Here is a 26,037-nt window from a genome sequence, read left to right as displayed (position 1 = left end):
AGCCTCCTTACACTCTCAACAAGAGAAATCGATTGATCCGGTCTGTCATCGCGATGATTCGTTTTTGTTGAGAGGCGGCTACGATACGATGGGCCGATGGCACGCTGATACCTTTTGGAGAAGTTTTTGAACACCGCGATACATTCCGTCGATACGTTTTTGTGTGCGTTCTCTGGACCAATCGTGTATTGGTCAGCCGACGACCGCGTTTCACTTGATAGTATCTACAAGAAATGACCCGTTGTTCCGTTCCACTTCGCGATCCGGACGCTTCTCCTTCGTCGCGAAATCATTTTTTTGCCTGCTTTATGGATAAGGGGGAAGATCATCCCCTTGGCCCTCATAATGGATCGAGAGCCCTCTCCCCGCTTCCCAAGATCAGCTTGAAGACCCAGGGAATCGGCGTCGATTGAGGATGGCGGATCATGGCGCTTTCGTTGACAGGAGCGTCCATTCTCTCCTCTCCGCTCGCTCAATGAACGACTAGGCAGCCCGTCGATGAGGACGGCTGACGACCTTGCGGTTAGATAGGATCACTTTGTCCACGATCTCACCGCAGTAAACACATCTCCAGCCCGGATAAAACCATGCATATTCATCTTCCAGACCGTAGAAGTTCTCGTGGACCATCGATCCTGAGCATCTTGGGCAATTCATAATCGACCTCTACTCCATATAAAGTTCGTTTCTGAGATGAGAGGAACAGTTCCTCTTCGCCGACTCTGTATTAGGAAAAAAGCAAGTCCCATGCCAGTAGAACGCTTTCGAATTCATCGGTTAGAAGGGGCCTCTTCGGATGATCGATGAAAAAACATGCACTTTTTAGGAAGTGGGATCAACCCGTTGCAACGGAATGCGGCGAAGGAAAGAAAGACAAAATTAATTGGAAATCAAAGTAGATAGAGAGGATTGCCTTGGGTAAGTTATATACAAACGATGCGAGGGCTTAATGAAGATATGTAAATCTTTCACACCTGGAGATCATCAAAGGACAGCCGGCTCCACCATTCCTATGGTGCCGGTGATTCCATCGATCCGCACAGGAAGGCCGAAGGGAAGGGTGGCGAGCGAATCCCCATGGCCGGAAGGGAAACCAAAGAGAACCGGGACGGGGAGTTCATCAAAAATTTCCATAATGATCTCGGGAAGGAGCTCCGGCTGGCAACGGGGCATCTGACCAAAGACAACCCCCCGCACATGGTCGAATTTGCCCAACCCTTTCAGATAAGAGAGCATCCGATCGATTCGATAGGGGGCCTCATCGATGTCTTCAATAAAGAGGATCTTATCTTTGGTCTCGATCTCATAGGGGGTCCCGATGGTTGTGCAGATCAGGGTAAGACAGCCGCCGGTCAAGATCCCCTCCGCTTGACCGGGCCGCAATGTCCGGACGCCGGGGAACGACATTTCCACCGCCTGGCCGCCGAGGACCTTCATGAAGTTTTCGTCCATCGCCTGATTCGGTCCTTTCCCAAACTGCGTTGCGACCATCGGGCCATGGAAGGTCACCCAACCCAAGATGCGGGAGAAATAGAGGAGCAGGGTCGTGACATCGCTGCAGCCGAGGAAAATCTTCGGTTCAAGGCGGTTCCGATCGAGGAAACGAAGAAGCCGGGCGGTTCCGGAGCCCCCCCGCGCGCAGAGGACGGCGCGGACATCACGGTTCTCGAACATCGACCGGAGGTCGGCCGCCCGGTCGGGGTCTTTCCCGGCGAGGTAGCGGTGGCTCTTCTCAACGTGCCGCCCGACGATGACCTTGAACCCAAGCTGTTCGAGCCGGAGCACACCGCGGTGAAGATCGGCCGGCTCCACCCGTCCGGCCGGCGCCACAACTCCGATCGTCTCCCCGGGGGAGAGCCGTTTCGGCTTGATGATCGACTGCCGGCGCTGGTTAGACACCGACCACCTCCTCAAAAATCAGATCGTGGAGCTCGGGGCGGAAGAGACGGATCTCCGAATTGTCCCGGCTCGGATGGACCCGATTGGTCAACAAGATTACAATCAGATCTCTCTTCCGGTCGACCCAAATCGATGTTCCGGTAAAGCCAAGATGGCCGAAGCTCATTGGAGAAAAAAACCGGCCTGAAGAGGAATGAGGATGTGAGGGGGTATCCCACCCCAACCCCCAGGAGGAGCCGACCGGAATGTCATTTCCCTTCTGGCAGGTGGTAAAGAGGGTCGCCAGCGTTGAATTGAGCGGCCCCGTTCCTGCGATCGAATCGAACCAAAGCCGGACCAGACGGTAGACCTCCCACGCCGTCGAGAATAAACCGGCATGGCCGGCTACCCCTCCCATCGCATAAGCATTATCGTCGTGAACCCACCCCCGGATCACCTTGCCCCGCCAGGGACACTCCTCGGTCGCCGCAAAAAGGCGCCCCCGATAGGCCTGCGGCCGCCGTCCGAGCCGGATAAAGAAAGTCTCCTTGCAATCGTGTTTTGAAAAGAGGTTCCGATAACAAAAGCGGTGAAGCGGCTCCGTCGCCACCGCTTCCACCACCTCTCCGAGGAGAATAAAACCGAGATCGCTATAAAGGCTTTTCGCCCCCGGATAGGCGATCAGCGGCTCCTCTTTCACCCGTTGGCAGATTTTCTGCTTGGCCGCAGAGGAGCCGAGAAAACCGGGATCTTTTTCCTCCTGTTCTGCAATCTCCTGATAATAGGGCTTCCAATCGGGAAGACCGGCGCTGTGGTTCAAGAGATGATAGAGGGTGATCTCCCGCTTCGCTCCGAAAGTAAACTCGGGAAAAAACTTCGAGAGCGGATCGGTGAGGGCAAGAAGGTCATTCTGAATTAAAATGAGGATCGCGGCGGCGGTGGCGAGCGGCTTCGTCAGGGAGGCGAGATCAAAAAGAGTATCGCAGGTCATCGGGACCTGATTGGGAATCAGCGAGGCCGATCCGAACGCCTGATGAAAACGGACCTCCCCTTGGGAGGAGACCAATAGGACCCCCCCCGGGAAGACCCCGGCGGCGACCCCCTCCTGCATTTTTTGGGAGATTCGACTGGACACATTCCTAACGGTAGGGGCGATCCTCGTGATCGCCCATCATTTTCATTATTGTCGGGCTAGGGCGAATACACGGTGCTACAGTGCAAGCGAGATTCGCCCCTACATCGCCAATTTCGAAATCAATTTTTGGTGAATCCCGCCGAAACCGCCGCTCGACATCACGCAGACGACATCTCCCGGCACCAGTTCCTTCACCATTTCGGAGACGATCCGGTCGGCGGTCGATAAAAACCGGGCGTTCTTTCCAAGCGCGACCAGATCGGAGATGATCTTTTCGGGATTGAGCCGATCCTCCGCCGGAATCTTCTCCGGGGCGAAGATGTCGGCCAAGATAATCCGGTCGGCCGGGGCAAGGGCGGCGACAAACTCCTTCTGAAAGACATTCCGCCGGCTGGTGGCGGAGCGCGGCTCGAAGACGGCCCAGAGCCGCCGGGTCGGATACCGGAGCCGGAGGGCCATAAGGGTCTCGGAGATGGCGGTCGGATGATGGGCGAAGTCATCGATGATCAATATATCGCGAACCTCCCCCACGATCTCCTGGCGCCGCTTGATCCCCTCGAATCGCAGCACCCCTTCCGCGATTTTTTCCCAAGGAACGCCGACCTCGTGCGCCAACGCGATCACTGCCAATGTATTTTTCAGGTTATGCCGGCCGGCCAAGGGGTTTCGAATCGTCCCCATTTTTTTTCGGCGGCGGAAAACGTCGAATGAAAGGAGCTCCCCGGTCATATGGATCTGCTCCGCCTGCCAATCGGCCTCTTCATCGATCCCGTAGGTCTCGATCCGGCAGCCGGCCCCTTTGATGACCTCCCCGATCGCGGGATCTCCCGCGGCCGTCACCAGCAATCCCTCCGCGGGGAGAAGCGCCACGAACTTTCGGAAGGATTGTTTAATCGCCGCCAGATCGGCATAGATATCGCCGTGGTCGAACTCGATACTGGTCAGGATGGCGTGATGGGGCTGATAATGAAGGAACTTGGGTCCTTTGTCGAAGAAGGCGGTGTCGTATTCGTCTCCTTCAACGACGAAGTAATTCCCTTTGCCCGAGCGGTGGTTGCTGTTGAAGTTCTTCACCCAGCCGCCGATCATCATTCCCGGATCGAGCCCTGCCGAGGTCAAGACCCAGGCGAGAAGAGAAGAGGTGGTCGTCTTTCCGTGTGTCCCGGCCACCACCAGCGACGTTTTTCCCTTGAGGAAAAACTCCCCCAGCGCCGCCGGCATGGAGAAATAGGGCAATCCCCGCTCTAGGGTGGCGACCACCTCCGGATTGGTTTTGCCGACGGCATTTCCGATGATCACCAGGTCGGTGTTCGGTTCGATGTGAGACGGGTCATATCCGATCTTGCAAGGAATTCCCGCTTCTTCAAGAAGGGTGCTCATGGGGGGGTAGATCTGTGTGTCGGAGCCGGTGACGGCGTGCCCCCCCTTTTTGAGGAGTCCGGCGAGGGCGGCCATCCCCGTCCCGCAGACGGCGATGATATGAATCCGTTTTGATTCCGGCAAAGAGGTCCCTCATTCCTTCGGAATGAAGGGAGTGTACCAGGCTATTTCACTTTTATCAAGCGGGTAAACGAAGAAATAGAGAGGATCTCAAAGAAATGGAAGGGATTGAAGAAAGGTGGATTGTGACCTGTTTCTAGTTGAGACCTTCTTGAAGATGGTGCCGTACCTTCTGGAGAACTTCGCCGGGGTTGATCGGCTTTACGATATAATCCTTGGCACCCAACTCCATCCCCCGCGCCTTGGAGACCGGATCGACCTTGGCGGAGATAATCAGCACCGGAATCTGGTTCATCCCCGGATCGGCCCGCATCGCCTCCATAACCCCAAAGCCGTCCAGCTTCGGCATCATGAGATCCGAAAGGACCAGCGCCGGTCTTTCCTGTTGAACCTTCTCAACCGCCTCGACCCCGTCTCTCGCCGCCACGACAATATATCCCCCTCGTTTGAGTACGGCCGTTAAGATCTGGACCGTATCTTGGTTATCGTCGACGACTAAAATCTTTTTTTGCACGGATCTTCACCTCCTGGTTACGACAAAGAGGAAAGCTGGAACCTCCCCCTCGCGTGTGGAACGACACTTTCCTATAGTATAGCCGATTGTGGTGTTCATGCAGACTCCTCTTCACAGAGTCCACTCAACGCCTTCAATGCAAGCCGTCTCTATCACCGCGCACTTTATCAATCCGAGCGATCGGAAGTCCATCCCGTTGAAACATGCAAATCCATTCACCTATCTTCAAGTAGACATCAATGACGAATCTTCTCGTCGGGCCCGTAGGAGGGATCGCGCTGGACCCCAGGGGTGTTGGGACGCGCTGAATCGAATAAAAACAAGAACAGAATCGAAGAAGAAATGGATGATGACGCAGACAGCGTTTCATTGTATCACTACCTTTCCAGGAAATACAAGGAAGGAGTCGCGCGCCCTTGCCCGCTCAAGGTCTGTCCCGGTTCAGGATCAGTTGTAACCCAAGCTCATCAATGCCATTCCATAGCGGCTGCCTCTGGTCCAGCTACCGGCATAAGTTTTGCTTTTTGCTTTTGATGAGATGATTGGAAAAGATGAGGATGCAACGATGGCAACGATGAAGCAGGTCGGAAGTTTAGAGGTCTATGAAGATCTCCCTTTTCAAGAACGCTCCTGGAAGATCCAACGGTTCGGCTGGATTCTTATGGGGCTCGCGGTGATGGGAGCCTTTCTCGGGCTATTCGGTCCGGGGCCGCTCAGCAGCGCCAGCCAAGGCCGGCAAGGGGGGCCTCTCCGGTTGGAGTATAACCGTTTTGAGAGATTTCAATCCCCGGCAACCCTCCACATCCATCTGGAGCCCGGCGTTGAAAAAGAGGGGGCGGTCCGTGTCTGGATCAACCACGATTATCTAAAGGGGGTGCAGATTAGGCGAATCACCCCGGAGCCGGACGAGGTCGAAGGGGGTCCGGACCATCTCACCTACCTTTTTCGGGTCGAGAAATCGGGGCCTCCCAAGGAGATTACATTTCACCTGGAGACCGAGCGGTTCGGCCTGCTTTCAGGCCGGGTCGGTCTCAACACGGAAGAGGAGCTGACTTTCCGCCAGTGGATTTATCCATGAGTGTGCTCTCTCTTTTATGAACCCAAGGAGGTCTTTTATGGACGCCGTTCTACGCGGTCTCGCCGTTTACATATTTCTCTTGATCGTCTTCCGGATTGCCGGGAAGCGTTCCGTTGCGGAGGTCACCACCTTTGATTTTATCCTCATTCTGATTATTGCAGAAGCGACCCAACAGGCCCTGCTTGGCCAGGACTACTCCATCACCAACGCCTTTCTGCTGATTATCACGCTCCTCGGAGCCGACATCCTGATGTCGTTGATCAAGCAGCGGTCGCCGCAGGCGGAAAAGTGGCTCGACGGCGTTCCCCTCGTCATTGTGGAAAACGGCCGCCCGCTTCACGATCGGATGGACAAAGCACGGGTCGATGAATCGGATATTCTGACGGCGGCCCGGGAGCGGCTCGGGCTGGAGAGGATGGACCAGATCAAATATGCCGTTCTGGAGCGGAGCGGCGGGATTTCGATCATTCCGAAGCGGGCGGCATAAGCGGATCAATGCTGACGCGAGTGAAGCGGCCTACGGCTGGAGCGGCCGTTGGAGCCCTACTGTCCTAAAAGAACCGAGACCGAGTTCCCGCTCCGGTTCACGACGACGAGATCGCGTAGAGCATTCGGATCGACAGGATCATCATCAAAATACCCCGCGGCGGCGGCCACCGGGTTTTTACTTGTCCCGAGGGTGATCTCAAGCGAGGGGCCAAACGTGCCGTCTCCGACCCCCACATAAACCGTGACCGACTCCGTCTCGACGGCGGTGCGAAAATTCGGAATGACCAGGTCCGGTTTTCCATCGCCGTTAAAGTCGCCGACCTCGATCCCTTGGGGCTCCAATCCGACCGGGAAGCGGGTCGGCGCGGCAAAACCGCCGGTCCCGTCGTTCAGGAAGATCGAAACCGTCCCGCTCTCGTTATTCACCACCGCCAGATCGGGAGTGCCGTCTTCGTCGAAGTCCTCCGAAACCAAGGCCACCGGCCGATGGAACGCGTCGGTCCCGATCGAAAAGGAGACCGGCGGATCAAACGTGCCGTCCCCGTTCCCCGAGAGAAGGGAGATCTCATTGATTAAGCTGTTGGCAACGATCAGATCAAGGTTCATATCCCCGTCCAGATCAACGGCGACGACTCCCGAAGGGCTGGTTTCCGCTGGAAAGAGAACCGGCGCGCCGAATCCTCCCGCCCCGTCTCCCAGGAGGACGGAAACATTTCCGATGCCGTTCATCACCGCGGTGACGGCCACATCGTCGTTTCCGTCCTCGTTGAAGTCGGCGACGACCAAGTCGGACGGGAAGGTCCGTCCGCTGTCGTCCGGATCGATCCAAAGATCAAACGAGACGGCCGCCGCGAAGCCCCCCCCGGTATTGAGAAGCAGCGTCATCGTTCCCACGGCGCCGTTGGAAACGACAAGATCAGGCATGCCATCCTTATTGAAGTCTCCCGAGGCGAGATGCTGCGGAAAGCCCTGCACACCGGGAGGGGTCGCCGGAAAATGGACGGCGGCATCGAACGTGCCGTCTCCGTTCCCGGTCAACAGCGAGACCTCATGGGTCGCAAAATTCACCACGGCCAAATCGAATAGATTACCCGCATCGAATTTGGCCACCACGACATCGTTGGGGCTTCCTCCACCCCGGACCGGAAATTCATTCGGCTGACCGAGGAAGGGGAGAATGAAGCTTTGATCCGCTCCAAAGCCGCTTCCCCTGTCGTTGGTCGCCACGATCCGGTAATGATAAGGGGTGTTCGGCTGCAGACCCGTTAAACTGTCGGAAACCGCCACAAAGGTATTCCCTCCCGATTTTGTTTGTGGCGCCGTGCTGCTGCCGTAGGCCGTCGTCACCCCCCATTCAAAATAAACCGTCGTTTGGCCTGAGAATCCCAACGGATTGACCTCTCCATGTAAAATCGCCGAGCCGGTTTTCAAGACCTCGCTCGGAGGCAACGTCACCACCGCCGGGGGCGGGGTCGGAATCGGCGTGGCCGAGGCCTCCTCGGACGGAAGACTTTCCCCGTGGGCATTCTCCGCTGTCAGAATGTAATGGTAAGTGGTGTTGTTCGTGAGGCCGGTGTGCGTGTAGGTGGTGCCGGAAAGATTTGAAATTTTTGTTCCGTTGTCCGGGGTCACCCCCGCCGCCGTCCCCCAGTAGACATTGTAAAACTGCGCCCCTGCGGCGGCATTCCAATGGAGGATGACTTCACCGTCCGCGGCTGAAGCAGTTAAGTTTGTCGGTTGCACCGGAACGGTGTCCGCCGCAAAGGGGGTCGCCGAAACCTCGGCCGACTCCTCGCTCTGGCCCAGACTGTTCTGGGCGGTGACGACGAAAAAGTAGGTCGTCCCGTTGGTCAGGCTGTCTTCGATATAGACCGTCGCACCTCCCGGAACCTGGGTCCGATTTCCGCCGACAATGGTGTTCCAATTGTCTCGGTTGATCCCGGAAACGGTCGCCCTGTAGAGGAAATAACTCGAGGCGCCGGTGACGGAGTTCCATTCCAGTGTGACCTGACCGTCCGCGGCGATCGCTCTGAGTCCGGCGGGAGGGAGAGGAAGCGCGGTCGACATCGGTGTCGCAGAGACCTCGGCCGATTCTGCACTCTCCCCCGCCGCATTCACCGCTGTGACGACAAAATAATAGGTCGTCCCGTCGAAGAGGTCGCTCTGCGTGAAGGGACCGGCGGCCGCGGGATTCCGCTTCCCGAAAGGGAGGGTCTCGTAATTCGCTTTCGTCACCCCTGGGCCGGCCGCCACGTAGACATGGTAGGAGGTCGCCTCCTCGACCGGGTCCCATCCGATGACAACCGCCCCGCTGAATGCGGTCACGGCGACCCCGGCCGGCGCGGCAGGAGGACGCCCCCCCCGATGCCGACTCCCCCCTCCCCGCCCGCAGGCGTGAAGGGATAAAACGATGACGAGAAAAAAAATCCCTGCTCCCCGTAAGGAGAGAGGGCTTAACTTGATCCGGTTCATTGTTTTTCCAAGCGTTTCATACTCCATTTGAGTGTAACAGCCGATCCCCCTTTTGACAAGAAAACGGCCGTTCCGTCATGCCATGTCTGATCCTTGACGTGTCCCGGCCAATCCTCTATAATGATTTGATTTTTGAAAGGATTCTCACCGCTCAGAGAGTCGTCCCAGCCCAATACGAATTGAGGAGTTTCATCCTAGATGGAAGAGACCAACGACCAGATTGTCCAGCGGATCAAGAAGCTGGAGACCCTCCGCGCCGCCGGGATCGATCCGTACGGCGCCCGCTTCGAGGGGAAGACGCCGCTCGCCGAGATTGTCGAGAAGCATCACGCCTCGACCAAAGAGACCCTTGAGGCGCAGCCGGTTTCCTATAAGATCTCAGGGAGGATGATCTCGCTTCGCCGTTTCGGGAAAGCCGCTTTTTCGCACCTGCAAGACGCCGCCGGGCGGCTTCAGGTCTACTTCAAGAAAGACCATCTGGGGGAGGCCGGTTACGATCTCTTCGAGAAGCTCGATATCGGCGACTACATCGGGGTCGAAGGTCCGCTTTTCCGGACGAAGACCGACGAGCTGACCCTTCAAGCCGACCGCCTGACCCTCCTCTCCAAATCGCTTCGCCCCCTTCCAGAGAAATGGCACGGATTGACCGACGTCGAGACCCGCTACCGGATGCGATATGTCGATCTGATCGCCAACCCGGAAGTTCGGAAAGTCTTTGCGCTCCGCAGCATGATCATCGATTCGATCCGCCGCTTTCTGACGCAGCATGGCTTCCTGGAGGTGGAGACGCCGATGATGCACCCGATCCCCGGAGGCGCGGCAGCCCGTCCCTTCATCACCCACCACAATACGCTGGGAGTCGACCTCTACCTGAGAATTGCGCCGGAGCTTTATCTGAAGCGGCTGATCGTCGGGGGGTTCGAGCGGGTTTTCGAGATCAACCGGAATTTTCGGAACGAGGGGATCTCGACGATTCACAACCCCGAATTCACCATGCTCGAATTCTACATGGCTTACGCCGATTACCGGGATTTGATGTCGTTCACCGAATCGCTCATTACCACCGTGGCGCAGGAGGTCTTGGGGACGCTGACGTTCGAATACCAAGAAAAGCAGATTGATCTGACCCCCCCCTGGCGCCGGCTCGCCTACCTCGATGCGATCGCGGAGAAATACCAGGTCGCCGTGAGCGACCTCTCCGATCCGCAGAAGGTCGCCGAGCTGATGCAGCGGGCGGGGCTGCCGATCAAACAAGGGGCCTCCCTCGGAAAACAGTTGAACGATCTTTTTGAGATGACGGTCGAGCCGGAGCTGACGGGACCGGTCTTCATCACCGACTATCCGACGGAGATCTCCCCGCTGGCAAAGCGAAAACCGGATCAGCCGCATCTGACCGAGCGGTTTGAGATGTATATCGCCTCGCGCGAGATCGCAAACGCCTTCTCTGAGTTGAACGACCCGCACGATCAGCGGTCCCGCTTCGAATCGCAGGTGGCCCAGCGGGCGGCAGGCGATTTGGAAGCCCATGTGATGGATGAGGACTACCTCCGCGCCCTGGAATATGGAATGCCCCCGACCGCGGGGGAAGGGATTGGGATCGACCGGCTGGTGATGTTGTTGACCAATCAGAGCTCGATTCGCGACGTGATCCTCTTTCCGCAGATGAGACCGGAACACCGCTCCCCCTCCGCCGCGGAGAAGGAATAATTTCGCAACGGAAAGGATGGGATGGCATTTCCTTACGAATTTTTCGTCGGCCTTCGCTACCTGAAGGCCAAACGGCGCCAAAAAAGCATTTCCCTGAATACGCTGATCTCGATCGGCGGGGTCATGGTCGGCGTGGCCGCACTCATCGCCACCCTTGCCGTCATGACCGGCTTCAAGGAAGACCTCCGCGATAAGATCCTCGGAACCAACTCCCACATCGTCATCACCGACCGGACCCGGGACGAGATTCCTGAATATCCCCGGCTGGTCGACGAGGCGAAGAAGGTTCCGCACGTGGTCGCCGCCACCCCCTTTATCTTCAGACAGGTCCTCCTCTCCTCCGATACCAACGTCTTCGGCGTGGTCCTGCGCGGCATTAACCCCGAAACCGAAGCGGAGGTCACCGAGATCGGCAAAAACATCGTCGAAGGGCGGCTCGACTACCTCACCAATCCTCCCGAATCTTCTCTTCCAGAAGAGGGAATCGAGGAGACGGAAGGGGAGCCGGAGAAGATCCTCCCCGGCATCATTATCGGCAGGGAGCTGGCGGGGCGATTGGGGGCGTTTCTCGGAGATCGGATCAATATCGTCTCGCCGGTCGGCCAGGAGGGAGCGTCGATCAGCAAATCGCTCACCGGCCCCATGGGTTTTACGCCGAAGATCCGGAAATTCCGGGTGGTCGGCATCTTCGACTCCGGCATGTACGAATATGACTCTTCGCTCGCCTACATCTCGATCAAAGAGGCGCAGAACTTCTTCAACCTCTCCGACGTCGTCACCGGGATCGAGGTGAAGGTCGATGACATCTTCATCGCCGACCGGGTGGCTCAGCAGATCGAGACCCATCTTGGTTTTCCTTACCAGGCGCGCGACTGGATGAAGCTTAACCGGAACCTCTTCTCGGCGCTCCAGCTCGAAAAGATGATGATGTTCATTATCCTCGTCTTGATCATTCTGGTCGCCTCTTTCAACATCGTCAGCACCCTCACGATGACGGTGGTTGAAAAGAGCCGGGAGATCGCCATTTTGAAGGCGATGGGGGCGACGCGGGAGTCAATCATGCGGATCTTCATGCTGGAGGGGGTGATCATCGGCCTGGTGGGGGTGATCCTTGGAACGCCCTTGGGACTCGTCGTTTGTTGGGTGCTTCAGAAGTTCTATACGCTGCCGGCCGACATCTACTACATCAGCCACCTGCCGGTGAAGATCAACGCGCTCGATGTCTTCTTTGTCTCGTTGGCGGCGGTCCTCATCGGATTTTTCGCCACCCTCTACCCTTCCTGGCAGGCCGCCAAACTCGATCCCGCCGAGGCGCTCAGGTATGAGTAGCTTGGATTATATCGATGATTGAAGTGATCGACCTCTACAAATCGTTTCCGATCGCCGGCAAGGAGCTGGTCATCCTGAAAGGGGTAACGATCGGAATCCAAAAGGGAGAGCTGTTGGCGATCGTCGGGGCATCGGGGGTCGGCAAGAGCACGCTGCTCCATCTCCTCGGCGCGCTCGACCGCCCGACCTCCGGGAAGGTCTTCTTTGAAGGGATCGACCTCTTCTCCCGGTCCGATCGGGAGCTGGCCGAATTCCGGAATCGAAAGATCGGCTATGTCTTTCAGTTCCATCATCTTCTTCCCGAATTCACGGCGCTCGAAAATGTCATGATGCCGGGATTGATCCGACGGATGGAGCGGCAGAAGATCGAAGCAGCCGCTCAGGAAATGCTCGAAGCGGTCGGGTTGGGTCATCGGCTGACCCACCGGCCGGGGCAACTCTCCGGGGGGGAGCAGCAACGGGTCGCCATCGCACGGGCGCTGGTCCTGCAGCCGCAATTAATTCTGGCCGACGAGCCGACCGGAAATCTCGACACCCACACGAGCGATGAGGTCTTCTCCCTGCTAAAAAAGCTCAACCGGGAAAGGGGGACCACCTTCGTCCTAGTGACGCATAACGAGAAGCTGTCGCTTCAGGCCGATCGGCTCATCAAAATGGTCGATGGGAAAATTGAAGGGGCGTAAAGGGAACGCGTCGGATCAGCGGGAATTCGCTTCGTCCGAGGATCGATCGGGGGCCCGATGCTCCTCCTTCGGAAGTCCGATCAGGCCCGCCACCACGGCGACCAATCCCGCGGGATCGACCGGCTTGGGAACATGCTTTTGAAAACCGGCCATGAGGGCCCGCCGTCGATCGGCCCTTCCGGCATAAGCGGTCAACGCCACCGCCGGAACGCTCCCTTCCCCGCGTTCGGCCTCTCGCGCCCGGACCCTCCGGATCAGGGAATAACCATCCTCTCCCGGCATTTCAATATCGCTCACCAAAAGATCGGGCTTTTTCCGCTTGAGCCTGTCGATCGCCTCTCGGGCCGATGAAACGGTGATCACCCGGGCGCCCGATCTTTGAAGAATCAGAGTGAGCAGTTCGCGGGCGTCGGCCTCATCGTCCACCAACAAGACTTCAACTCCTTCCAGCATCATCGCAGGGGTCGGCGGCATCGTCTCCTCCGAGCGCTTCATCTCCGGATCGGGTGATTCCTCGGAAAGCACTTTGAGCGGAAGGGTCACCGTGAAATTCGCTCCCTTTCCTTCGCCGGGGCTCTCGGCTGAAACGGTCCCGCCGTGGAGCTCCACCAGATGGCGGACGATCGCCAAGCCGAGCCCCAAACCTCCGTAGAATCGGGTGCTCACTCTCTCGGCTTGCCGGAACCGATCAAAAACATAAGGGATAAATTCGGGATGGATGCCGATTCCCGTATCTTGTACTTGAATCTGGACGGCGGAGTCGATCCGATTGATCCGGACCTCCACCCGGCCTCCGGTCGAGGTGAACTTGATGGCGTTCGACAGTAAATTCCAGACGACCTGCTGCAAACGGTCCGGATCGCCCGAAATCGATCCGACGGTTTCATCCAAACGCGAGTGAAGCGTGATTCCCTTCGCGTCCGCCGCCGTTTGCACCGTCTCAATCGCCGCCTCGATCACCGGCTTCAACTCGATCGAGCGAACATCAAGCCGAAGCTTTCCTGCGATGATCCGGGAAACATCAAGAAGATCATCGATCAACTGCGCCTGGGCCTTGGCATTCCGCTCGATCGTTTCATAGGCCGATGTGACCGTCTCCTGATCCAGCTCTCCCATTTGCAGAAGACGGGCCCATCCGTAAATGGCGTTCAGCGGGGTGCGCAGCTCATGGGAGATGGTCGCCAAGAATTCATCTTTGGCCCGGTTGGCCGCTTCCGCTTCCTGCCGCGCCTGCCGTTCGCGCGCGAGCAGGCCGACACGCTCCTCCTCCGCTCGACGCCTTTCGGTCACGTCGCTGGCCAGAACGAGAAGGGCATTCCTCCCCTTGAATAAGATCGGACTGCGCGTAATCTCCACCTCGATGATCGTCCCGTCTTTCTTACGATGCCGCCACACCCCGGCGGAGCGAAGGCCTAAAACCACCTCTTTGAGAACATCCGCGTTTTTTTGAGCCAGCTTCGGGATATCCTCCGGCGGACGGATCTCTTTAGTCGTCATCGATAGAAACTCCTCTCGGGAGTAGCCGTAATGCCGGACCGCCGCTTCGTTCACCTCCAGAAAGGCCATGCTCTCGATTTCATAAACCCACATCGGCTGCGGGTTGGTCTCAAAGAGAAGACGATACTGCGTTTCACTTTCTTGGAGCTTCTGCTCGATCCGCTTGCGCTCCGTGATATCGACAACCGAGGCTAGCCAGCCGGTAACGGCGCCCTGGCTGTCCCTGACCGGAACCGGGGTCAGCAGAACATCGAATCGCGTTTCGTTTCGGCGTCGGAAGCGCAGCTCAAAACCGCCCGGGGGGACCTTCCCCGCCATCGTTGCCTCGAACGCTTGCGTGATCCGAGCCATCTCTTCCGGCGGCCAGTAGAGATAGGGAGGGGCCGCTCCGACCAGCTCCGATTCGCTCCACCCTACCATCTCGCAGAAGGCGCGATTGACATAGGTTTTACGTCCGTTCGGATCAGCCACGGTAATCCCGGCGGGAATGGCGTTTTCGATCGCATGTCGGAAGGCAAATTCATTCTGAAGCGTCTCCTCCGCCTGCTTCCGCGCGGTGACATCCATACAGAGACCGACGAATCGCTCCGCTTCCCCGTTCGCATCGAAGAAGACCTGTCCGCGGGCCTCAACCCATGCTTCCTCTCCATTCGGCTTGATGATCCGGTATTCTACGCCGTAGTCGGTCCTTTTTTCTTGGATGGTCTGTTGAACCCGATTTAAAACCCGGTCCAAATCGTCGGGATGAATATCGCGTTTGAAATCTTCAAAGGTGCCGCCGAATGTCCCCGGCGCCAGGCCATGAATCTTTTCGAGATTAGGAGACCAGGCGACCTTTCCGCTCCGGATATCGAACTCGAAGACCCCCATTCTGCCGGCTTCGAGCGCGATCTTGAGAAGCTCCTCGCTCTTATGCCACGCCTTCTCCGTCTGCCGCTGCGCCGTGATATCTTGAACCAGAGAGAAGTATCCTTTCACTTTTCCATCGGCCCAATGCGGGGAGTAAGTGGCTCGGATATACCGCTCCCCGCCCTCCCGATAGGGAACTTTACCGTCGAAAACGACACGCTCCCCCGAGAACACTTTTTCGATATAAGGAAGCAGGGCGGCATAAGCCCCCTCACCCAGGATCTCTTTGACATGTCGTCCATCAAGATCGGAGGGTTTCTGGCCGAACCACTCTTCGTACACCCTGTTATTAAATCGATAGCAATGCCCCGCATCGACATAGGCGATGAGGGCCGGCATGGAATCGGTGATTAAGCGGAGCTTCTCGATCTCCTCGGCCGCCCTTGCCCCTTCCAGTCCGTCTTCGCCTGTGGGCCTGGGGTCTTTTTTCTGCATATTTTCTTCCATATCGTTAACAAAAGGATCGGCAAATAGATATGTGATTTTAAGGGAATCGAGGAAAAAAATGCAACCCCATAACTGGATCGGAAATCGTCTAAGCGGACCCGAGTGGAAAAGCAGGCAAGATCATGAAGCTTGAACAAAAAAGGGAGCGACCGAAGGGTCGCTCCCTTTTGAGAAGATCAAGCGTTAGAACCCAAGGCTGAGTTGGGCGACATGACGCCGGTCGGAGCGCTGTCCGGAGAAGGCCCCGATTTCTTCGGCATAAGTCGCATACGAAATGGAGAGAATCCAAAGGTCGAGACTGGCGCCGGCCGTCAGGTAACCGCCGTTGACCCCGGCCCGGACGGCGAAGATCATCGGGAAGCGGAACTCGGCGCCAAGATGGAGCCGCTTGTAAAGGTCGTCGTCTCCTTCGACCTGCTTGGTCAAATCATCGATCTGGACGGCAAAGGTCGTCTTCAAGATCCAGAGATCGGGATTGATCGAAGCGCCGATGCTGAACTGTTGGGGGATGACTCCCAGCTCTTCGAAGTCGAGATCGGTAATGTTCTGAACAACCAGGGCGACACTCGGCTTGAGGGCATTTTTGAAATTGACCTTCGTCCCGATATCGAGCGCGAAGTCGGATTTCTTGACCGTGTCGTCCAGCGGATCGAAATCCTCGGCGGCGATCTCGACAGCGGTATAGACTCTGTTGACCCCCTCGCGTTGAATAAACTTACCCGTCACGCCGATCTGTAACATCTGGTCAAAAAAGCCAAGCGCCCCGGAGGCGACAACCCCCGTATCGAGCCGGACACTCGTCGGCACTTGCGGATTGGCGCGATTTCGAATCTCCATATCGACCGTCGCCTGTGCAAGCGCTCCGATGGCGAAGTTGTGCATGTATAGATTGGGCAGGACCGATGCGCGGACGTGTTGATGCTCTCCGACCATTCCGCTGAGGAACTCAGCCACCGCCGCCTCACTGTCCGTGTCGAGGTCGCTTAAGTCTTGGTACAGCGAGTTGCTGTTTTCAGAGAATTCCAAAGTTGGATTGAGAAGGTCCACCCCGCCGAACCCGCTCACGTCATTCAGACCGGCGGGATTATAGAACATCGCGTTCTCATCGTCGGAGAGGGTGATGAACGCCCCTCCCATCCCTAGCGGCCGAATTCCCCGGTAGAGATTCGGAAGCTCTTCGGCGGCGGCGAGCCCCCCTCTCAAAAGTCCCGCGATCAAGATCCCTAGAATGATTCCCTTTTTAACCATCGCGCTCTCCCTCAAATGTATCCGAGTCATTAGATGGAACCTAGGAAAGTCTGAAGCGCCGTTGAATCGGCCCCGGACAATTGTTCTTGAATCTCGCGAATGTGGCCGCTGATGTTTTCATTTCCAATAGCGGCCTCATCCAATCCGGTCGACATATTGTTAACATCTCGGAGCACCCGGCTGATCAGCGTGATCCCTTCGATGACGCTCAAGTCGAGTTCCGCCGCCGTCGGAACTTGATTCGGTCTTCCATCGGTTCCATATCCGCCGGTCTCGCTCCCGAGCACGACGACCAGATCGACGACGGTCGCCACCGCAAGTTGAAGCCCCTGATCCGGCGTTCGGACCGGAAGGGAGAGGAGGAGAAGGACGGCGCTGTTCATATCGCTGACATCCACCGAATCCGGACTGGAAAAGTGGGAAGAGAAGAGCGTGTAGCTGCTTCCCGGCGCAACCGTCCGGTCGGCCGCTTCTTGGATCAGATCGAAGACGTCCAGCCCCGCGCGACCGGCAAAGGCGGAAGCGTAGAGACTGACGACTTCCGGATCACAACCGGGCGCGGTCAGATCGGTCCCGCAGAGGTCCGCGAGGAGCTCGACCGCATCTGTAAACTCTCCCTCGTCAAGCGCGATCTTTGCTTTTTCAAGCTTGGCTTCATCGGTACTGTCATCGGCCATGCTTTCAAAAACACTCTTCCCGCCGCAGCCTTGACCCTCCGCGCCGCCGAGAAACAAACCGGTGCTGAGAAGAAACCCGATCCAGACAACCGTCCTTAAATTAAACCGCATGGTCCTCTCCTCTTTAGTCATTCCGTATTTGGATATATTTTTATGGGATTACAAATGACAGAGTGGTCCGAAACACGTTTACAAAGGTAACAGGAAATCGAGGTTTGTCAAGGAAAGGAGGAATACCGGTTGGACCTGAAACCGGCATAATATTATCTACTATATAGAGAGGTCAGGAGCGGATCGCGGCTTTCAATGAGGAGACGAGTCCCGAGAGCCGGGAGAGATACGCGGGGTCGTTCTGGGCGCTTTCGATGATCTTGACCAGGGCGCTGCCGACGATGATTCCGTCGGCCGCTTGTCCCATTTCTTTCGCCTCTTCCGGGGTCGAGATGCCGAAGCCGACGGCGACCGGGCGGTCGGTCATCGACTTCAATTTCTGAATCCGTGTTCGGATCGATTCCTTCTCGGTGAGAGCGGCGCCGGTGATACCGGTGAGGGAAACGTAATAAACAAACCCGCCGCTGTCTTTGACGATCCGCTCCGCCCGCTCGGGAGGCGTGGTCGGCGCCACCAGGAAAATCAAATCGATCAGGTGGCGCTTCGCGAGAGACAAAAACTCCTTCGCCTCTTCATGGGGAAGGTCGGGAACGATCAAACCGTCAACCCCGGCTCCTTTCGCCTCTTTGAAGAAAGCGCCGAGGCCGAAGGCATAGATCGGATTGGAATAGGTCATCAAAATCAGCGGGATTTTCGTCTGCCGGCGGAGCAGGGTGACCAGATCCAAAACGCCGCGCAGCGTCACCCCCTGCCGCAGCGCCCGCTCCGATGCTTTCTGGATGGTGGGGCCGTCGGCAACCGGGTCGGAGAACGGGACCCCCAATTCAATCAGGTCGGCTCCCGCTTTTTCCATCTCCAAAACGATTTGCGCCGTTTCGGAAAGGGTCGGATCGCCGGCCATCACGTAGGCGATCAGCGCCTTCTCGCCTCGGGCCGTCACACTCTTCATCGTAGACTCGATCCGGCTCATGAGGGGGCCTTTTCCGTTAATGGGGGAGTGGCGGGTGCAGCGGCCGTCGGCCGATTTCGATGGAGGATCGGCTCAATCTCTCCGTTCTCGAAGGCCGCGATAAAGGTATCAACGACCTTCGGATCGAATTGCGTTCCGGAATGTCGCCGCAGCTCTTGGAGGGCAATCTCCGAATGAAGCCCTTTTCGGTAGGGACGGTCGGAGGTGATCGCGTCGAATGTGTCGCTGACCGAGATAATCCGGGCCATGATCGGAATCCCCCCTCCCTTCAATGCATCGGGATACCCCTTTCCATCATACTTCTCATGATGGTGGCGGATGCCGGGGACAATCGCGCGGAGCGGCCGGATATTTTCGACGATCTTGGCCCCGATCACGGTGTGATTCTCCATGATCTGGGCCTCCTCCGGCTCAAGACGGCTCGGTTTTCCGAGAATCCGGTCTTCAATGCCGATCTTCCCGATGTCATGAAGCGCCGCCGCGAGCTTCAACTGATCCAACTCTTCCGGGGAAAGTCCCAGCCGTTTTCCGACGACCATGCTGTATTCCAATACCCGCTTCGTGTGGCCGCCGGTGTAGGCGTCTTTCGCCTCGATGGCGTCCCCAAGCGCCGCGGCCGTGCTCAAAAAGGTCTCTTTCAACTCTTTGTACAAACCGGCATTTTCGATGGCGATGGCGACCTGGTCGGCCAACGATTTGAATCCCTCCAGATCGATCTCGGTAAATTTTCCCCGCTTTTTGTTGATCGCTTGGAGGACGCCGACAATCTTCTCGCGAATCTTCACCGGAACGCAGATCATGTTGCGGGTCACGAAACCGCTCTTCTCATCCGCGCTCTTGAAGAAACGGGGGTTCGCACGGGTATCGTTCACAATTTGCGGCTCCCCTGTTTGCGCGACCCAGCCGGCGATCCCCTCCCCCGGACGAAGGCGGATCTCACGGACCTTCTCTCCCTTTTCTCCAAGGGCCACTTCGAAAAAAAGCTCCTGCGTTTCGGGATCGATCAACAAGAGAGAGCCGACCTCCGACCGCATCAAGCGGGTCGCCGATTCCATGGCGCGCCGGCGAACCTCCCGCTCGTCGAGTGTGGAGTTCAGAAGCCGGCCGATCTCCTCCATTGTCTCCAGGATCTCGAGCCGCGCTTTCTGGGCGGCGATCTTATTTTTTAAGCCGATCTCTGCGCGCACCTGAACCGCGGGCTTTTTGCGCTTTTTCCCTCCGCCCGCCTTCGCTCTCTTCTTCGTCGTTGCAGGCATGATCCCTCCCCGCTTTACTTCCTCTCCCCAATCATGGACGCGAATGCTTCCATCTGGGAGAGTTGATTCACATCTTTATCGCCCCGTCCGGAGAGGTTGACGATGATCAACTGATCTTTGCCCAATGTCGGCGCAAGCTTCACCAGGTGGGCGATCGCGTGGGCCGACTCGAGCGCCGGCAAAATCCCCTCGGTCTCCGCAAGGAACTTAAAGGCCGCCAGCGCCTCGTCATCGGTCACATAAGTATAATCGATCCGCTTCATATCCCGGTAATAGCTATGCTCCGGGCCGACCGCCGCGTAGTCCAAACCGGCCGAAACCGAATGGGTCGTCTGGATCTGTCCGCTCGGATCTTGGAGCAGGTAGGTCATCGTCCCATGGAGAACGCCGACCGAGCCGGACGCAAACCGCGCCGCGTGCTGCCCGGGGGCGATGCCGCGTCCTCCCGCCTCGACGCCGACCATTCGAACCGATTTATCCGAGAGAAACGGATAAAAAAGACCGATGGCATTGCTCCCCCCGCCGACGCAGGCGATCAGCGCGTCGGGAAGCCGTCCCTCCGCCCGCAAGATCTGCTGACGCGCCTCCTGCCCGATGACCGACTGGAAGTCGCGGATCATCATCGGAAAGGGATGCGGCCCCAGAACCGAGCCGAGGATGTAATGGGTCGTTCGGATGTGAGTGGTCCAATCGCGCAGCGCTTCATTGATCGCATCTTTCAGTGTCCGGCTCCCCGCATCGACGCCGGTCACCTTCGCCCCCAGGAGACGCATCCGGATGACATTCAGCGCCTGCCGCTCCATATCCTCCGTCCCCATGTAGACCTCGCAGGCAAGCCCCGCGCGCGCCGCCACCGTCGCCACCGCCACCCCATGCTGCCCGGCGCCGGTCTCGGCGATGACCCGCTTCTTTCCCATCTTTTGGGTGAGAAGGATCTGGCCCATCGTGTTGTTGATCTTATGGGCCCCGGTATGGCAGAGGTCTTCCCGCTTCAGATAGACTTTGGCGCCGCCGAGCCGCTCCGAGAGACGCTGCGCAAAATAGAGCGGCGTCGGCCGACCGACGTAATTCTTCAACGCATCGGCCAGCGCTTTCTTAAACGCCGGGTCGCGGCGGACGGCCTGATACGCGGCTTCCAATTCTTCGAGCGCCGGCATCAATGTTTCGGGAACATATCTCCCGCCGTAGGGGCCGAACCGCCCTTTTTTATTCGGTAACAGCATACTTCTCCCCCGCCCGCTTCGCCGCTTCGATAAATCGTTTCATCTTCACGTGATCTTTCTTTCTCCGACCCCCGACCCCCGACCCCCGGCCCCCTGTCTCGATCTCCACCCCGCTGCTCACATCAACGCCGTAAGGACGGACCGCCGCAATGGCCGCCGCGACATTCTCCGGCGTCAGCCCCCCTGCGAGGAGGATCCGACAGAGCCGCGTTGCCTTCGCCGCAATCTTCCAATCAAATGAAGCGCCGCTTCCGCCGAGTTGTTGATCGTGGTACGTGTCGAGCAGAACGGCGCGCGCGGGATGGGATGATATCTCATCGAGACTTTTCTCACTCTGGACGCGGATCACCTTGATCGCCCGCGATGCAAACGGCCGGATCGTCTCGGGTGAAAAAGGACCATGAAATTGAATCAGGTCGAGTCCGCACTCTTCAACCGCCTGCCTGAAATCTTTCTCCTCTCCTGAGGTGAAAACACCGACGGTCGTCACGAAAGCGGGCAGGGAGGAGATGATTTTTTGAACCGTCTCCGGCGGGGTGAATCGCGGACTCTCCGGGGCGAAGATGAATCCGATCGCATCGGCCCCATACTCCGCCGCCATCATCGCATCCTCCAGATTGGTGATCCCGCAGATCTTGACGCGCATGGCGATTATATTCGTAGGGGCGATCCTTGTGATCGCCCGCTTTTTACCCGTGAGGCCTGGGCGAATACAAGATTCGCCCCTACAGAACAGGTATGCACAATCATCTTCCCAACAATTCCTTCATTTTGTCCGCCATCTTCTCAGCTGCCATGAACGTCTCGCCGATCAGCATCGCCTCGACCCCGGCATCGTAGAGCCGCTCCACCTCTTTTCGAGAGTGAATCCCGCTCTCGCTGATCACAATCCGATCCTTCCGAACCGAGGATGGGATCTTGCGGAGAAGGCGGAAGGTCGTTTCCAGATCGGTCTTGAAGGTGCGCAGATCCCGATTGTTGATCCCGATGACCGGCGCCCAATCGACCACCTGCTCCAGTTCCTTCTCGTCATGAACTTCCACAAGGGTATCGAGCGAGAGCTCCCGCGCCAGATGGAAATAGTCGATCGCCTGTTGGCGTTCCAACAAGGCGGCGATCAGAAGGAGCGCGTCGGCTCCCCAGGCGCGCGCTTCGTACACTTGAAATTCATCGAGGATGAAATCTTTTTTCAGCAAGGGAAGCGCGATCGCCGACCGCACTTCCTTTAGATAAGAAGGCTTGCCGAGAAAAAAGTGCTCTTCCGTCAAGACGGAAACGGCGGCGGCCCCTTCTCCCTCGTAGATCCGGGCAATCTCAACCGGCTGGAACTTTTCCCGAATGATCCCTTTCGAAGGAGAGGCCTTCTTGATCTCGGCAATCAGCCGGGGAGCCCCCTCTTGGCGTTCTCGAAGCGCCTTCTGAAATCGACGGGTCGGCTCCGCATCGGCAATCCGCGACCGGAGCTCTTGAAGCGCGCTCCGCCCCTTCCGGCGTTGAACCGACTCGCGTTTGACTTTAAGAATGTCGTCTAGGAAAGTCATAGAATAAGTGAGGAGTGAAGTGTAAGGAGCCAACTATTTACTCCTTACTTATTGGTCATCTCCTTCAAGGCTTCCAGCTTGCCCATCGCCCTTCCGGAGTCGATCGATTCCTCCGCCAGATGGACCCCCTCCTGGAGTGTTTTTGCCTTTCCGACGGCGACGAGCGCCGGGGCGGCATTCATCAAAACCACATCCCGCTTCGGTCCCTGTTCACCTTTCAAGATGTCGAGGAGGATCGCCGCATTGACGTCGGCGTTGCCTCCGGCCAAATCTTTGAGACTTCCACCCGGAAGTTGAAAGTCTTTCGGCTCCAGCGGATAGGTCAGAACGCGGCCCCCTTTTCCCTCGGAGATCCGGCTCTTGCCGGTGATGGTGATCTCATCGAGGCCGTCGGCGCCGTGGACGACGAAGCAGTGGCGCGAGCCGAGATTGAGGAGCACCTGCGCCATCAGCTCGGTATAGATGGAGGAGAAGACCCCGAGGACCTGGACGGTCGCCCCGGCCGGATTGGTCAGCGGTCCTAAGATATTAAAGATGGTCCGGATGCCGGTCTCCTGCCGGGGGGCGACGGCATGTTTCATGGCGCCGTGAAAGAGCGGGGCGAAAAGAAAGCCGATGCCGATATCATTGATGCATGCCTCGACCCGCTCGGGGGGAAGATCGATTTGAATTCCCAGCGTCTTTAAGACGTCGGCGCTTCCGCAGGAGCTGGAGACCGATCGATTGCCATGTTTGGCGACGGTGACCCCGCAGCCGGCCACGACGACGGCGACGGTCGTCGAGATGTTGAACGTGTGAAGCCGATCTCCGCCGGTTCCGCAGGTATCGACCACCATCGGATCGCTGACCCGGACGCGAACCGCTTTCTCCCGCATCACCTTGGCCGATCCGGTGATCTCGGCGACCGACTCCCCCTTCATCCGCAGGGCGGTGATGTAGGAGGCAATCTGCGCCGGCGTCGCCTTTCCTTCCATGATCTCCCGCATGACCTGCTCCGCTTCTTCCTCTTTCAGGTCAATCCTTTCGACCACTTTGGCAATCGCTTCTTTAATCATTCTTTCACCCCAATAAACGTTCATCGTCATTTGTTAAACGTTAAACGTAAATCCTCTTACGAATAACGATTCACCTAACGATAACGTTTTCATACGCTAAGAAATTCTTCAATAGATCCTTCCCGGCCTTGGTGAGAATCGATTCCGGGTGGAATTGGACCCCTTCAATCGGAAACGTTTTATGCCGAACCCCCATGATCTCCCCCTCCTCGGTCCAGGCGGTGATCTCCAGGACCCTCGGCATGCTCTCCCGGCGGATGATGAGGGAGTGATAACGTGTCGCTTCGAACGGATTCGGAAGGCCGCGGTAAACGCCCCGGCCGTCATGCTCGATCATGGAGGTCTTTCCATGCATCAACCGCGGGGCGCGGATGATCTCACCCCCGAACGCCTCGCCGATCGCCTGATGGCCGAGGCAGACGCCGAGGATCGGAATCTGCGAGCCGAACTTTCGGATCAGATCGACCGAGATCCCCGCCTCTTTCGGCGTGCAAGGGCCGGGGGAGATGACGATCTTCGACGGCTGCATTTTTTCAATCTCTTGGAGCGTGATCCGGTCGTTCCGATGGACCGACATCTCCGCCCCGAGCTCGCCCAGGTACTGGACCAGGTTGTAGGTGAATGAATCGTAATTGTCTAGAATCAAAAGCATCGTTATTCGTTATTAGTGATTCGTTAATCGTATATAAGGTTTCGAGCCACACATTTAACTAACGTTTAACGATTCACGTTTAACGTTGTTCACTCGAGTCCCTGCTCCGCCATCTCGATGGCGGTCAGCATCGCTTTGGCTTTGTTGACCGTCTCCTCATACTCCCGGTCGGGGTCGGAGTCGGCCACGATCCCGGCGGCCGCCTGAACGGTCGCCTGATTGCCGTTGATAATAATCGTTCGAATCGTAATGCAGGTATCCATGTTTCCCTGAAAGCTGAAGTAGCCGACCGCCCCGGCGTAGAGCCCCCGCCCTTCCGGTTCGAGCTCGTCGATAATCTCCATCGCCCGGATCTTCGGCGCGCCGGTCACAGTGCCGGCGGGGAAGCAGGCTTGGAGAAGATCGAAGGCATCTTTCCCGTCGGCCAATTGTCCGATGACGTTGGAGACGATATGCATGACGTGAGAATACCGCTCGATCACCATCATTTCGTCAACCTTCACCGTGCCATGATCGCAGACCCGGCCGAGATCATTCCGGCCGAGGTCGATCAGCATCACATGCTCCGCCCGCTCTTTTGGATCGGCCAAAAGCTCCTTCTCCATCGCCTGATCTTCCTGGGGAGACCTTCCCCGAGGGCGGGTCCCGGCGATCGGGCGGGTCTCGGCCTGTCTCCCCTCTAATCGAACCAGCACCTCCGGAGAGGTCCCGACCAGGTGAAGCTGACCGAATTTCAGAAAAAACATATAGGGCGAAGGGTTGATGCTCCGCAGCGCGCGGTAAACCATAAAGGGATCGCTGGAAATCGGCGTTGAGAAGCGCTGCGAGATCTGCACCTGGAAGATATCACCCGCCTTGATGTACTCCTTGGCGGCGAGGACCGCTTTCTTGAACTCCTCCCGTGTAAAATTCGATTTCGGGGCGGTCGCCTTTCTCCCCTTCGATGGGGACGCCGTATCCTGGTTCAACGGTCGTCGAAGGCGCGCAATCAGCGCATCAATTTTCTCGACCGCCTTCTGATAGGTCTCCTTCAGATTTCCGTCCTCGATCAATGCGTTGGAGACGACCTTGATTCGATGTTTGACGTTATCGAAGATGAGAAGGGTATCGGTAAGGAGGAAAAAGAGGTCCGGATTCGGCCGGTCGGCCGTTTTAAATTCGACCGGCTCGAAAAAACGGACCATATCGTAACCGATATAGCCGACCGCCCCGCCGAAAAAGCGGGGGAGCCCCTCCACCTCCACCGGCTTATACTCGGAGAGAAGCTTTTCCAACACAAGAAGCGGATTTCCATCGGCGGCGATCTGCGTCGTCTTTCCATCCCGGATCACTTCCATCCGATCGCCATTGGCTTGAATAAGGGTCGCGGGATCGACCCCAAGGAAGGAGTATCTCCCCCATTTCTCTCCCCCTTCGACGCTTTCCAGAAGATAGGCGTACTCCGACGTCGCAATCTTTAAGAAGGCGGAAACGGGTGTTTCTGTGTCGGCCAGGATCTCTCGGTAAACCGGGATGAGGTTACCTTCTTTGGACTTCTGGCAGAAAAGATCAAACGATGGGGTCACCATGAGACTTCCATAAAACGGGTGTTCCAGGCTACCATAGAGATCATAAAAAAGTCAACGAATTCTGGCCAATCTTTGCGCCTCTTCACGATGAATAAAAT

General features: G+C 57.4%; 21 protein-coding genes. 5 read left to right on the top strand and 16 right to left on the bottom strand.

Annotation, left to right across the window (positions count from 1 at the left end; all coding sequences use genetic code 11):
* Nucleotides 1–984: 984 nt before the first annotated feature.
* From MCM46_14005 to MCM46_13990, 4 genes are all read right to left on the bottom strand, one after another.
* Nucleotides 985–1,899 carry an LD-carboxypeptidase gene (locus tag MCM46_14005; protein ID MCG3112927.1) on the bottom strand — a complete coding sequence of 305 codons (915 nt, stop codon included), beginning with the start codon at nt 1,897–1,899 and terminating at the stop codon, nt 985–987.
* The gene (locus tag MCM46_14000) at nt 1,892–3,013 is read right to left on the bottom strand and encodes a beta-lactamase family protein (protein ID MCG3112926.1); all 1,122 of its coding nucleotides are present in this window, start codon (nt 3,011–3,013) and stop codon (nt 1,892–1,894) included. The genes MCM46_14005 and MCM46_14000 overlap by 8 nt, the downstream gene beginning before the upstream one ends.
* A gap of 99 nt (nt 3,014–3,112) precedes the next feature.
* On the bottom strand, nt 3,113–4,516 hold the full coding sequence (gene mpl / locus MCM46_13995; protein MCG3112925.1) for a UDP-N-acetylmuramate:L-alanyl-gamma-D-glutamyl-meso-diaminopimelate ligase: 1,404 nt from the start codon (nt 4,514–4,516) through the stop codon (nt 3,113–3,115).
* A 133-nt stretch (nt 4,517–4,649) separates the two neighbouring features.
* A complete protein-coding gene (locus MCM46_13990; protein ID MCG3112924.1) occupies nt 4,650–5,027 on the bottom strand; it encodes a response regulator in 378 nt (125 codons plus the stop codon).
* 565 nt (nt 5,028–5,592) lie between these two features.
* Here MCM46_13990 and MCM46_13985 point away from each other — a divergent pair.
* Nucleotides 5,593–6,105 carry a hypothetical protein gene (locus MCM46_13985; protein ID MCG3112923.1) on the top strand — a complete coding sequence of 171 codons (513 nt, stop codon included), beginning with the start codon at nt 5,593–5,595 and terminating at the stop codon, nt 6,103–6,105.
* A 37-nt stretch (nt 6,106–6,142) separates the two neighbouring features.
* The gene (locus MCM46_13980) at nt 6,143–6,592 is read left to right on the top strand and encodes a DUF421 domain-containing protein (protein ID MCG3112922.1); all 450 of its coding nucleotides are present in this window, start codon (nt 6,143–6,145) and stop codon (nt 6,590–6,592) included.
* A gap of 56 nt (nt 6,593–6,648) precedes the next feature.
* Here the strand turns inward: MCM46_13980 and MCM46_13975 are convergent, their stop codons facing one another.
* Nucleotides 6,649–9,066 (bottom strand): FG-GAP-like repeat-containing protein, encoded by a 2,418-nt coding sequence (locus MCM46_13975; GenBank protein MCG3112921.1) that lies wholly within the window; start codon nt 9,064–9,066, stop codon nt 6,649–6,651.
* Between the two features lie 198 nt (nt 9,067–9,264).
* On the opposite strand from MCM46_13975, the gene lysS reads away from it, so the two are divergent.
* The 3 genes from lysS to MCM46_13960 are packed head-to-tail and all read left to right on the top strand — an operon-like array spanning nt 9,265 to nt 12,785.
* Nucleotides 9,265–10,773 carry a lysine--tRNA ligase gene (gene lysS, locus MCM46_13970; protein MCG3112920.1) on the top strand — a complete coding sequence of 503 codons (1,509 nt, stop codon included), beginning with the start codon at nt 9,265–9,267 and terminating at the stop codon, nt 10,771–10,773.
* 21 nt (nt 10,774–10,794) lie between these two features.
* Nucleotides 10,795–12,102, top strand: coding sequence for a lipoprotein-releasing ABC transporter permease subunit (locus tag MCM46_13965; protein ID MCG3112919.1), 1,308 nt, complete (start codon nt 10,795–10,797; stop codon nt 12,100–12,102).
* A 14-nt stretch (nt 12,103–12,116) separates the two neighbouring features.
* Complete coding sequence (locus MCM46_13960; GenBank protein MCG3112918.1) at nt 12,117–12,785, top strand: ABC transporter ATP-binding protein; 669 nt, start codon at nt 12,117–12,119, stop codon at nt 12,783–12,785.
* Between the two features lie 15 nt (nt 12,786–12,800).
* Here MCM46_13960 and MCM46_13955 read toward each other — a convergent pair whose 3' ends face one another.
* The 11 genes from MCM46_13955 to trpE all read right to left on the bottom strand — a co-directional run bounded on the left by MCM46_13955 (nt 12,801) and on the right by trpE (nt 25,939).
* A complete protein-coding gene (locus MCM46_13955; GenBank protein ID MCG3112917.1) occupies nt 12,801–15,626 on the bottom strand; it encodes a PAS domain S-box protein in 2,826 nt (941 codons plus the stop codon).
* 195 nt (nt 15,627–15,821) lie between these two features.
* Nucleotides 15,822–16,886 (bottom strand): conjugal transfer protein TraF, encoded by a 1,065-nt coding sequence (gene traF / locus MCM46_13950; protein ID MCG3112916.1) that lies wholly within the window; start codon nt 16,884–16,886, stop codon nt 15,822–15,824.
* Nucleotides 16,887–16,915: 29 nt separating this feature from the next.
* Nucleotides 16,916–17,674: a hypothetical protein gene (locus MCM46_13945; protein MCG3112915.1), complete on the bottom strand. Its 759-nt coding sequence runs from the start codon at nt 17,672–17,674 to the stop codon at nt 16,916–16,918.
* A 172-nt stretch (nt 17,675–17,846) separates the two neighbouring features.
* Nucleotides 17,847–18,644 carry a tryptophan synthase subunit alpha gene (gene trpA, locus MCM46_13940; GenBank protein MCG3112914.1) on the bottom strand — a complete coding sequence of 266 codons (798 nt, stop codon included), beginning with the start codon at nt 18,642–18,644 and terminating at the stop codon, nt 17,847–17,849.
* Complete coding sequence (locus MCM46_13935; GenBank protein MCG3112913.1) at nt 18,641–19,900, bottom strand: GAF domain-containing protein; 1,260 nt, start codon at nt 19,898–19,900, stop codon at nt 18,641–18,643. Before MCM46_13935 ends, trpA begins: the two co-directional genes overlap by 4 nt.
* Before the next feature lie 14 nt (nt 19,901–19,914).
* Nucleotides 19,915–21,123, bottom strand: a complete 1,209-nt coding sequence (gene trpB / locus MCM46_13930; GenBank protein ID MCG3112912.1) for a tryptophan synthase subunit beta — start codon at nt 21,121–21,123, stop codon at nt 19,915–19,917.
* A complete protein-coding gene (locus MCM46_13925) occupies nt 21,107–21,769 on the bottom strand; it encodes a phosphoribosylanthranilate isomerase (GenBank protein ID MCG3112911.1) in 663 nt (220 codons plus the stop codon). Before MCM46_13925 ends, trpB begins: the two co-directional genes overlap by 17 nt.
* Before the next feature lie 100 nt (nt 21,770–21,869).
* Complete coding sequence (gene trpC / locus MCM46_13920; GenBank protein MCG3112910.1) at nt 21,870–22,697, bottom strand: indole-3-glycerol phosphate synthase TrpC; 828 nt, start codon at nt 22,695–22,697, stop codon at nt 21,870–21,872.
* Nucleotides 22,698–22,708: 11 nt separating this feature from the next.
* Complete coding sequence (trpD, locus tag MCM46_13915; protein ID MCG3112909.1) at nt 22,709–23,719, bottom strand: anthranilate phosphoribosyltransferase; 1,011 nt, start codon at nt 23,717–23,719, stop codon at nt 22,709–22,711.
* Between the two features lie 70 nt (nt 23,720–23,789).
* Nucleotides 23,790–24,371: an aminodeoxychorismate/anthranilate synthase component II gene (locus tag MCM46_13910; GenBank protein ID MCG3112908.1), complete on the bottom strand. Its 582-nt coding sequence runs from the start codon at nt 24,369–24,371 to the stop codon at nt 23,790–23,792.
* Between the two features lie 89 nt (nt 24,372–24,460).
* Nucleotides 24,461–25,939 (bottom strand): anthranilate synthase component I, encoded by a 1,479-nt coding sequence (gene trpE, locus MCM46_13905; GenBank protein MCG3112907.1) that lies wholly within the window; start codon nt 25,937–25,939, stop codon nt 24,461–24,463.
* Nucleotides 25,940–26,037 lie beyond the last annotated feature (98 nt).

Source organism: Candidatus Manganitrophus morganii (genome assembly GCA_021651055.1).
Lineage (GTDB): Bacteria > Nitrospirota > Nitrospiria > SBBL01 > Manganitrophaceae > Manganitrophus > Manganitrophus morganii.
Note: the sequence above shows the minus strand (reverse complement) of the source record. Positions and strands in the feature narration are given on the sequence as shown.